The organism is Streptomyces sp. NPDC048352 (assembly GCF_040651895.1).
GTDB lineage: Bacteria > Actinomycetota > Actinomycetes > Streptomycetales > Streptomycetaceae > Streptomyces.
In genome coordinates this window covers 1-10,002 of the sequence record NZ_JBEZKZ010000036.1, presented here as the reverse complement: position 1 = coordinate 10,002, position 10,002 = coordinate 1, and the positions used below count along the sequence as shown (strand labels likewise).

Genomic DNA, 10,002 nt, shown 5'->3' with positions numbered 1-10,002 from the left:
ACAGCCCCGGACCCTCGGGGCACAGCCCCGGACCCTCGGGGCACAGCCCCGGACCCTCGGGGCACAGCCCCGGACCCTCGGGGCACAGCCCCGGACGCTTGGGGCACAGCCCCGGACGCTTGGGGCACAGCCCCGAACCCCTGAGGGCCCAGCCCCGGACCTTCGGGACTCGGCCCCGGACGCTTGGGGCACAGCCCCCGCATGCTTGGGGCGCAGCCCCGGACCTTCGGGGGCACCGCCCCGGACGCTTGGGGCTCAGCTCCGGAGCCCGGCAAGCTCCGCCCCCGGTCTCCTGGCGCGGGGCCCCCGGAGCTCCCGAAGCTGCGGCCCCAGGCCCCCGCGTGTCAGGGGGAGGCGGTCGCGTAGCGGGCCCGCAGGGCCGTGGTGGCGGCCGCCAGGGCTTCGGCTTCCGTGAGGCCCAGCCGGTGCGCGCGCTCCGCGTAGGACTGGGCGGCCGCCGCCGCCTCCCGCGAGGAACCCTCCGCCGCCGCGACGAACGTCCCGTTCCGCCCCCGCGTCTCGATCACCCCGTCGCCCTCCAGCGCCCGGTACGCCTTCGCGACGGTGTTCGCGGCCAGCCCCAGCTCCTCCGCCAGCCCCCGCACCGTCGGCAGCTTGTAGCCCGCCGGCAGTTCCCCCGACCGGGCCCGGTCCGCGATCTGCGCGCGCAGCTGTTCGTACGGGGCGGCCGAGCCGGCCGAGCCGTCGATCCTGATCTTGAGATTGGTCGAGGTCACGGCGCCGATTCTCCCCCATCCGCCCGGTAATTCGCAGGCGCTGCCCGCATCCCCGGCCGTAACGTCCGTCCCATGACCATCCACGTCCGTGACATCCGTCCCGATGACGCCTCCGACGCCGAAGCCGTCGTACGGGTCCTCCGGGCCGCGCTGCCCTTCCTGGTCACCACCCCCGCCGGCGTGGCCCACGAACTCGCCTCCGCCCACCCCGCGAAGCACCACCGGATCCTCCTCGCCGAGACCCCCGACGGCCGTCCGGTCGGCACCGCGCAGGCCGGCCTCGCGTACGACAGCCCGGAGCCCGGCCTGTCGTACGTGAACGCCTACGTCGACCCCGCCCACCGCGGCCTCGGCGCCGGGACCGCGCTGCTGCGTGCGGCAGAGGAGCACCTCGCGGCGCGGGGCGCGGTGGACGCGTACGCCTGGGTCCTGGACGAGCCCGCCCATCGGGGCTTCGCCGAGCGGCACGGCTACCGTCCCAGCCGCTCGGCGCACTTCCTGCGCCTGGACCTGGCGGCGGGCGCCCTGCCGCCGCTGCCGCGGGAGCTGCCCGCCGGTGTGGAGCTGCGTCCCGGGTCCGCCTTCGCGGCGGACCCCCGGCCGCTGTACGAGGCCGACGCCGAGGTGACGGCCGACGAGCCGGGTGACGTACCGGTGGTCCTGGACGACTACCAGGACTGGCTGGACGGCGTCTGGCACCAACCCACCCTCGACCACGCACTGACGACGGTGGTCCTGGTCGACGGGGCCGTGGCCGCCTTCAGCGCCGCGCGGACGGACGGCGCGACCCGCTACTCCTCGGCGATGACCGGCACCCTGCGCGCCTTCCGCGGCCGCGGGCTGGCCAAACTCGCCAAGACCGACTCGCTGCACCGGGCCCGCGCGGCCGGGTACACCGAGGCGTTCACCGGCAACGACGCCGGGAACGGCCCGATGCTGGCTGTCAACGCCTGGTTCGGGTACGAGGTCTGCGCGACCGAGACCCGACACACGAAGAGACTGGGAGCCGCGAGATGACAGCACGCTGGACCGTCACCCTGACCAAGGCCGGCCGCACCAAGATCAGCTACCCGGCGGCGCAGGTGGCCGACGACGGGGACCGGATCTCGGTGCGCGCGCCCTGGGCGGCGGAGGGGGCGCGGGACTTCGGGTTCGTCCGCTTCGAGCCCGGTGACGTGTTCGTGGAGCACTTCTGGAGGACGCGCTGGTACGCGGTCAAGGAGGTGTGGACCGGCGACGGCATCCTCAAGGGCTGGTACTGCGACATCACCCGCCCGGCCGTGGTCCGCGGGGACGAGATCGTGGTCGAGGACCTGGACCTGGACCTGTGGGTGTCGGCGGACGGGCAGTCCGTACTGCGGCTGGACGAGGACGAGTTCGCGTCGAGCGGGCTGGCGCAGAGCGACCCGGAGGCAGCGGCGCGGGCCGTACGGGCCCTGGACGCCCTCGACGACCAGGCCCGCACGCCGGAAGGCCTGGCCGCCCTGCTCACCTAGGGGGGCCGTATCTGTGGGCCCGCTTAGGCCTTCCTTAAGCGCACCCTAAGGATGCTCTCCGGGGGCCCGATCCGGGCCGGGCGGGCCGGGCGGCGGGCTAGCTTGGCGGGGCCAGGGAGAGTCGGTGCGGCGCCGGGCCCGACGGGGGGCGGCGCCGCGCCGGCCGGTTCCGCTGGCGCTCCCCCGCCTTGCGCCCGAAGGAGATCCGCCCATGCCCGCTCGCCGTGCCCGTACCGCCGTCCGTGTCGCCGCCGCCGGCTTCGCCCCGCTCGCGGTGGCCGCGTACGCCGCCGTGCCCGCGGCCGCCCACGGTTCGATGACGGACCCGGTCAGCCGGGTGGCGGCGTGTTACGCGGAAGGCCCCGAGGCACCGAAGTCGGCGGCGTGCAAGGCGGCCGTCGCGGCGGGCGGGCCGCAGGCGTTCTACGACTGGAACGCGGTGAACATCGCCAACGCGGCCGGCAAGAGCAGGTCGCTGATCCCGGACGGGCAGCTGTGCTCGGCGGGCAACGCCACGTACAAGGGGCTGGACCTGCCCCGCGCCGACTGGCCGGCCTCCCCGATGACCGCCGGGGCGCACACCTTCCGCTACAAGGGGACCGCCCCGCACAAGGGCTCCTTCGAGCTGTACGTGACGAAGGACGGCTACGACCCGTCCAAGCCGCTGAAGTGGTCCGACCTGGAGCCCGCGCCGTTCGCGAAGGCCACCGACCCGGGCATGCAGAACGGCGACTACGTCTTCGGCGGGACGGTCCCCGAGAAGTCCGGCCGCCACCTGATCTACAGCGTCTGGCAGCGCTCGGACAGCCCGGAGGCCTTCTACACCTGCTCGGACGTGGTCTTCGGCAAGGACAGCGGCGGCGGCGCAGGCGGTACGGGGACCACCGCCCCGAGCGCGAAGCCCAGCACCGGGGCCGGCGCCAGCGCCTCCACCAAGCCCGTCGAGCCGCCCAAGGCCCCGACGGACCAGCAGATCTCCGACGGCGCGGACAAGTCCACGGTCGAGCACCACGGCCACGGCGACAACGACCCGAAGACGAACGGCCGGAGCGCCGCCTCCCCGGTCCCCGCCCCGCCGGCGGCCGCCTCCCCCTCGGCCGCGCCCTCACCGGCCGGCGGCACCGGCGGCGGCCTCGCCGAGACCGGCGGCAGCTCCGCGACCCCGGTGATCGCGATCGCCGGGGCCGGGGTGCTGGCGGCCGGAGCGGCGGTGCTGTTCGCCCTGGCCCGCCGCCGGGCGACCGGGGGCCCCTCCCGGCGGTAGCCGGGGAGGACCGGCCCGGCTACCGCCGGCGGGTACCGGGCGGGCCGCCCGCGCGTCAGTCGAAGACCGACGCGCAGGTGGTCCGTTCGGCGTGCGCGGGGTCGAGGGCGTTGAGCGCCTCGTGCCAGGCGATCCGGTCGGTCAGGCCGATGGCCACGTGCTCCGAGAGGTCCAGCGGGCACAGGTCCTGGAGGACGACGTTGCGCACCCCGGGCCCGTCCAGGAAGGCGCTCCGGTAGGGGGTGACCACCTCGTCGTACTGGGTGGCGATGACCGTGTACGCCACTCCGGGGACGGTGTCGCCGCCCGCGTTCAGCTTCTGCTGGAAGGCGGAGCCGGCGATCTGGTCGGCGAGCCCCGGGGTCGCGGTGCTGATCAGGTCCTGGGCGCCGGGGAAGTACGGGAGCAGCTGCGTGAGTCCCGACAGGGTGGTGCCGTGGTTGTCGGGGGCGAGGCCGACGAGGGCGTTGACCTCGGCGGCGCCGCCCAGGAACTTGAGGTAGTAGCGCGGCATCATGCCGCCCTGGGAGTGGCCGACGAGGTCGGCCTCGGCGGCGCCGGTGGAGGCCAGGACCTTGTCGACGAAGGCGTCGAGCTGTCCGGCGGACTTCTCGATGGGGCCGAGCCCGTTGAAGAGGGGCACGCCGGGCAGCTGGCCGTAGTCGAGGGAGTAGACGCAGTAGCCGCGGTGGACGAGGTAGGGCGCGAAACCGAGCCAGTTGTCGACGGAGTTGCCGAAGGTGCCGTGGACGAGGACGACGGGGCGGGGGTGTGCGGCGGACGGCTTGCAGGACCAGTTGTTCCAGCCGCTGCTGGGTGCGGTCGCGGCCTGGGCGGCGCCGGTGGGGGCGACGAGCGCGGCGGCGGTGAGGGTGAGGACGGCCAGCGGGCGGAGCAGGCGTCTCCAGGGCAGCATCGTGTGATCTCCTTGCAGGTCAAGGGGAAAAGCGTGGGGATTCGTCCCGTGATCCGGATCACATGGGGGGCTGCTGGCGCCAAATTACGGGCCGGTAGCAGGACTTGGAAGTTACGCGTCGGTAAAAACTCGCGTGTCGAGGATTCCTCCGGTACCGCTCAGGAACAATGGCCCCCCGACACGGACGTGAGGTGAGCGCGGCCATGCAGAGGCCCCCCGGAGCCGGCACCGCCCTGGCCGCCCCGCCCGCTCTGGCGGCCGACCCGCTGGTCGCGGCCGTCACCGGGGCCGCCGTACGCGTCCTGGCGCCGGAGGCGGAGCGGACCGCCGTGAGCGGGGTGCCCCGTACGCATCTGGACGCGCTCGCCGCCGCGGGCGCGTACGGGCTGGTCGGATACGAACCGGACCCGGCGCGCGGGCTCACGGCCCGTCAGGTGGTCCGGGAGGTGCACGAGGTGCTGGCGGCGGTGGACCCGTCGACCTGGTTCGTGTGGACCCAGCACGTCCCGGCCGCCAAGGCCCTGCTCCAGGCGTCCGGCCCTGCGGGGGCCGCCCTGCGCGCGAGCCTGCTGCCGGCCCTCGCCCGCGGTGAGCGGCGCGCCACCGCCGGCTTCGCCTTCCTGCGCCATCCGCGCCCGCCCGTCACGGCCGAGCGGGTCCCGGGCGGCTGGCGGCTCAGCGGGCGGATGCCGTGGGTGACGGGGTGGGGCCTGGCCGACACGCTGTTCGTCGGCGGCGTCACCCCGTCCGACGAGGCGGTCCTCGCCCTGCTCGACCGCAGCGCGGACGGCGGCGGCATCAGCTCCGTCGAAGGAGCCCCGCTGTGGGCGATGGCCGGTACGCACACGGCCCGCGTCGAGCTGCGGGACGTGCGCGTACCCGACGACCGGGTGGTGGGCCTGCTGCCGCGGGCCGACTGGATCCGGGACTACGACCTGGAGAACGCCGACGCGCAGCCGGCCGTCTTCGGCCAGCTGCGCGCCACCGCCGGGTTCCTCCTCCGGTCACCGCCGTACGAGGACCTCGGCCTGCGCCTGGCCGAGCGGACCGCCCGGCTGCGCGCCGAGGCCTACGCCCTGCGCGACGAGGTCCCGCGCGGGCAGCGCACCGGGGACCGCCTCGCCCTGCGGGCCGCCGCCCTGGACCTGGCCGTACGGGCGGCCGCGGCCTGCGTGGCGGTGGCGGGCGGCCGGGCGGTCCAGTACGGGCACACCGCCGGCCGGCTCTCCCGCGAGGCCCAGTTCCACCTGATCCAGGCCCAGACCACCCCGCTCCGCGCGGAGACGGTTCGGCTGATGCTGGACGGCGTCTGAGGGACCGCCGGGGCTGGGCGCGACCGACGCGGGGCGGACCGTGCCGGGCCCGAAGCGGGCGTTGGCGCGGTCGATGGCGGCCTCCACCGTCAGGCGGGACTCGCGGACGGGATCCAGCGTGAGCTGGCGGCTCACGCCCTCCGCGTCCGTGAGGTCCTCGGCGCGCAGCACCATGCCGGTCAGCCGGGCCCGTTGCAGGCCGGCCGCGTCCATCAGGCGGTACGCGAGGGTGCGCAGGTCCTCGTCGTGGGCGGAGGGCTCCACCAGCCGCCGGGACTTCTCCCACCGGGAGCCGCCCGCGAACTGCAGGGTCAGGGACAGGGACCGGGCGGCCTGGCGGCGTCCGCGCAGGGCGGCGCCGAGCCGGACCACCAGGCCGAGCAGCGCGGCCCGGGCGTGCGGGCCGTCCAGCTCCTGACGGGTGAAGCCGGTCCGGACGGCGGCCGAGGACGGCAGGTCCCGCGGGGTGACCGGGCGCGGGTCGATGCCGCGGGCCCGGTCGGCGGCGAGCCGGCCGGCCCGTTTGCCGAGGATCCGCTCGAGGACCCCGGGCGGGACGTGGGTGAGCGCCCCGACGGTGTGCAGCCCGTACCCGCGCAGCGCCTCGGCCTGCCGGGAGCCGAGCCCGTACAGCGCTTCCACCGGGAGGGGGTCCAGGAAGCCGGCCACCGCCTCCTGGGGCACGGCCAGGACCCCGCCGGGCCCCTGGACCCGGGCGGAGGCCATCGCCGCCACCGCCCAGGTGGCGGCGACCCCGATCCGGACGTCCGTGCCCAGCCGGGCCACCGCGCGCAGCCGGATCACCTCGGCGATGCGGGCGGGGCCGGCGCCGAAGTACCGCTGGGCGCCCCGGACCTGGACCAGGGCGGCCCGCGGCGGCAGGGCCTGGACGAGCGGGGAGAACTCGCGCAGCAGCTCCAGCACCTCGCGGTAGCCCTCCCCGGACAGGGCGGGGGCGCAGCGCAGGTGCAGGACGCCGGCGGTGGAGGCCGTGCCGGTGGCGGCGCGGGTGCCGGTCATCCCGCGCTCCCCGGGCTGGAGTGCCACAGCTTGCGGCCGGTCGCGGCGCGCTCCCCGGGCGGCTGGAGGTCGGCCCACGGGTTCATCTCGTAGCCGTTCGGGAGGTGGATGCGGCGGCCGGTGTCGGCGGTGCCGCCGGCCTGGGGCTCCGCGAGCCTGGCCGTGGCCGCCTCCAGGCCGCTGTGCTCGCGCAGCTCCACCAGCTCGGCGAGGTTCCAGGCGGCGGCCCCGACCACGCTGAGGCTCTGCGGGCCGCGCCGCTGCACGACCCCTCGCACCAGCAGCAGGAAGGAGTGGAAGACGGTGTGCGCGCAGGCCTCCTGGCTGTCGTCGAAGAAGGCCAGGTCGACCAGACCGGTGCCGTCGTCGAGGGTGGTGAAGATGACCCGCTTGCCCGAACGGATCGGCGGGGTCTGGGTGGCCGCCTTGGCGCCCGCGACGAGTACGGTCCGGCCGTGCTCGGTGTCCCGCAGGCGGCGGGCCGGGGTCACGCCCAGCTCGGTGAGGAAGGCCTGGTGGTCGTCCATCAGGTGGCGGGAGGCGTCCATGCCGAGGACGCCGAGTTCGGCGCTGAGCCGCTCGGCCTCGGTCAGGTCGGGCAGCCCGACGGTGGCAGTGGACCGCCCGCCGCCGAGGGGCAGTTGGGCCGCGCCCCGGCCTCCGGCGCGGCTGCCGGCACCGCCGCCGCCCTGGCCGCCGCCACGGCCGCCGAGGACTCCGGCGGCGCGCTGGGCGCCGTGCAGCTCCGCCAAGTGCAGCAGCAGGTCACGGCGGTTCGCGCCGAAGGCGTCCAACGCCCCGACCTGGGCCAGCCGTTCGGCGACCGGGCGGCCCGGGTGGGCGCGGTCCCAGAAGTCGCGCAGGGAGGCGTACGGCTGGCCGGCCTCGATCCGGCGGGACTCGGCTTCGCTGATGCCGTGGACGTCGGCCAGCGCGAGCCGCAGGCCCCACCGGCCCGGCCCCGACCCGTCCGCACCATCGGACACCAGTTCGATGCGGTGGGCGGCCGCCGAGCGGTTCACGTCCAGCGGCAGCACCGGCACGCCCCGCCGCCGGGCGTCCGCCAGCAGCAGCCGCTTGGGGTACATCCCGGGGTCGTGGGTGAGCAGCCCGGCGTAGAAGGCCGCCGGATGGTGGGCCTTCAGCCACGCCGACTGGTAGGTGGGCACGGCGAAGGCCACGGCGTGCGCCTTGCAGAAGCCGTAGCTGCCGAAGGCCTCGACGATCTCCCAGGTGCGGGCGATCACCTCCGGCGCGTAGCCGCGCCCGGCCGCCGCCGCCGCGAACCAGGCCTTGATCCGGCCCTGGGACTCCGGGTCGGAGAGCCCGCGCCGCACCCGGTCGGCCTCGTCCCGCCCGCAGCCGGTCATGACGTGCACGATCTCGATGACCTGCTCGTGGAAGACCACCACCCCGTACGTCTCGCGCAGCGCGTCGGCGAGGTCCGGGTGCGGGAAGCGGACCGGGGCCCGCCCGTGCCGTGCCTCGATGAACGGGCGCACCATGTCGGCGGCCACCGGTCCGGGCCGGAAGAGGGAGATGTCGACGACCAGGTCGTGGAAGGTCGACGGCTGGAGCCGGCCCACCAGGTCGCGCTGGCCGGGGGACTCGATCTGGAAGCAGCCCAGCGTCTCGGCGGAGCGGATCAGTTCGTACGTCGGCCCGTCGCCCGGGGGCACCTGCGCGGGGTCGTCCAGGTCGAGCTCGCGGCCCGTCGCCCGGCGCAGCTCCGTGACCGCGTGCGCCATCGCGGACTGCATGCGCACGCCCAGCACGTCGAGTTTGAGCAGCCCGAGGTCCTCCACGTCGTCCTTGTCGAACTGGGACATCGGGAAGCCCTCGCCGCTGGTGGGCACCACCGGGGTGCGCGCGAGCAGCGAGGCGTCGGAGAGCAGTACCCCGCACGGGTGCATGGCGGTCCCGCGCGGCAGGGCGTCCAGCGCCTCGACGAGCTCCCACAGCCGCCCGTGCTCCTCCTCCCGCAGGCCGCGCAGTTCGGGCAGCTCGGCCAGGGCGGCGCGGGCGTCGCGGGCGCGGACGTGCGGGAAGGCCTTGGCGAGCCGGTCGACGGCGGCCGGGTCCATGGACAGGGCGGCGCCGACGTCGCGGATGGCGTGGCGGACCCGGTAGGTCTCGGGCATGGCGACGGTCGCGACGCGCTCGGCGCCGAAGCGGCCGATGATCCGCCGGTAGACCTCCAGCCGGCGGGCGGACTCCACGTCGATGTCGATGTCGGGCAGCACGCGGCGGCGCTTGGAAAGGAAGCGCTCCATCAGCAGGCCGTGCTCGACGGGGTCGGCGTGCGCGATGCCGAGGAGGTGGTTGACGAGGGAGCCCGCGCCGGAGCCGCGGGCGGCCACCCGGATGCCCATCCCGCGCACGTCGTCCACGACCTGGGCGACCGTCAGGAAGTACGAGGCGTAGCCGTGGTGGGCGATGATGTCGAGCTCCTCCTCCATCCGGTCCCAGTACGTGCGCCGGCCGGCGTAGCCGCGCAGCACCATGCCGGCCGCCGCGCGGGAGGCGAGCACCCGCTGGGCGGTGCGGTGGGCGGCGCCGACGAGGCGGGCCTCGGGGAAGTGCACGGAGCCCATGCCGAGGTCGTCCTCGGGGTCCACGGAGCAGGCCTCGGCGGTCTCCCGGGTCCGCGCGAGCAGCCGCCGGGCGTCGGCGGCGCGCAGCCCGGCCGCCTCGGCGATCCGCTCGGCGGCCTCGGCCATGGCGTCGGGGTCCTTGAGCCACCGCTCGCCGGTGTCGAGGGCGCCCCGGGGGTCGACGGGGACGAGCCGGCGGGCGGCGTCGAGGACGTCGGCGACGGGGCCCTGGCCGGGGTCGGCGTACCGGACGGCGTTGGTCAGCACGGCCGTGACGCCCTGCTCGGCGGCGAAGCCGACGGTACGGGCGGCCAGGCGCAGCGAGCCGGGGCCGGTGCCGGTGCGGCCGTGGTGGACGGCCTCCAGGCGCAGGGCGTCCCCGTAGACCTCCCGCCAGGGCGCGAGCAGCCGGGCCGCCCGGTCGGGGCGGCCCGCGGCGAGCGCCCGGCCCACCTCGGAGCCGGGGCCGAGCAGGACGAACACCCCGTCGCCGCGCAGCGCCTCCCAGGGCAGTACGGGCCGGCCGGGGCCCGGGGCGCCGGGCGCGAACCCGTTCCCGGCCCACCCGGAGCCCACGGGCGCCGTACCAGTCGCAGCCGGCCGGGAGCTTGCGGGCCTGGACGCTGTAGTCGGCGCAGACCAGCAGCTGGACGAGCTTCACC

General features: G+C 76.0%; 7 protein-coding genes. 3 read left to right on the top strand and 4 right to left on the bottom strand.

Going from position 1 to position 10,002, the window contains the following annotated elements:
• Positions 1 to 344: 344 nt before the first annotated feature.
• Positions 345 to 737 carry a GntR family transcriptional regulator gene (locus AB0D45_RS19625; RefSeq protein ID WP_362460585.1) on the bottom strand — a complete coding sequence of 131 codons (393 nt, stop codon included), beginning with the start codon at positions 735 to 737 and terminating at the stop codon, positions 345 to 347.
• Positions 738 to 809: 72 nt separating this feature from the next.
• Between AB0D45_RS19625 and AB0D45_RS19620 the strand changes: the two genes are divergently transcribed.
• The 3 genes from AB0D45_RS19620 (at position 810) to AB0D45_RS19610 (ending at position 3,497) form a co-directional block, all read left to right on the top strand.
• Positions 810 to 1,754, top strand: coding sequence for a GNAT family N-acetyltransferase (locus tag AB0D45_RS19620; protein WP_362460582.1), 945 nt, complete (start codon positions 810 to 812; stop codon positions 1,752 to 1,754).
• Positions 1,751 to 2,233 (top strand): DUF402 domain-containing protein, encoded by a 483-nt coding sequence (locus AB0D45_RS19615; protein ID WP_361611068.1) that lies wholly within the window; start codon positions 1,751 to 1,753, stop codon positions 2,231 to 2,233. Before AB0D45_RS19620 ends, AB0D45_RS19615 begins: the two co-directional genes overlap by 4 nt.
• Before the next feature lie 211 nt (positions 2,234 to 2,444).
• Positions 2,445 to 3,497 carry a lytic polysaccharide monooxygenase gene (locus tag AB0D45_RS19610; protein ID WP_362460579.1) on the top strand — a complete coding sequence of 351 codons (1,053 nt, stop codon included), beginning with the start codon at positions 2,445 to 2,447 and terminating at the stop codon, positions 3,495 to 3,497.
• A 55-nt stretch (positions 3,498 to 3,552) separates the two neighbouring features.
• On the opposite strand, the gene AB0D45_RS19605 is transcribed toward AB0D45_RS19610, so the two are convergent.
• The 3 genes from AB0D45_RS19605 to dnaE all read right to left on the bottom strand — a co-directional run bounded on the left by AB0D45_RS19605 (position 3,553) and on the right by dnaE (position 9,916).
• Positions 3,553 to 4,413 carry an alpha/beta fold hydrolase gene (locus AB0D45_RS19605; protein ID WP_362460577.1) on the bottom strand — a complete coding sequence of 287 codons (861 nt, stop codon included), beginning with the start codon at positions 4,411 to 4,413 and terminating at the stop codon, positions 3,553 to 3,555.
• Between the two features lie 1,004 nt (positions 4,414 to 5,417).
• Positions 5,418 to 6,746, bottom strand: coding sequence for a hypothetical protein (locus AB0D45_RS19600; protein ID WP_362460574.1), 1,329 nt, complete (start codon positions 6,744 to 6,746; stop codon positions 5,418 to 5,420).
• Positions 6,743 to 9,916 (bottom strand): DNA polymerase III subunit alpha, encoded by a 3,174-nt coding sequence (gene dnaE / locus AB0D45_RS19595; RefSeq protein ID WP_362460571.1) that lies wholly within the window; start codon positions 9,914 to 9,916, stop codon positions 6,743 to 6,745. Before dnaE ends, AB0D45_RS19600 begins: the two co-directional genes overlap by 4 nt.
• Positions 9,917 to 10,002: the final 86 nt, after the last annotated feature.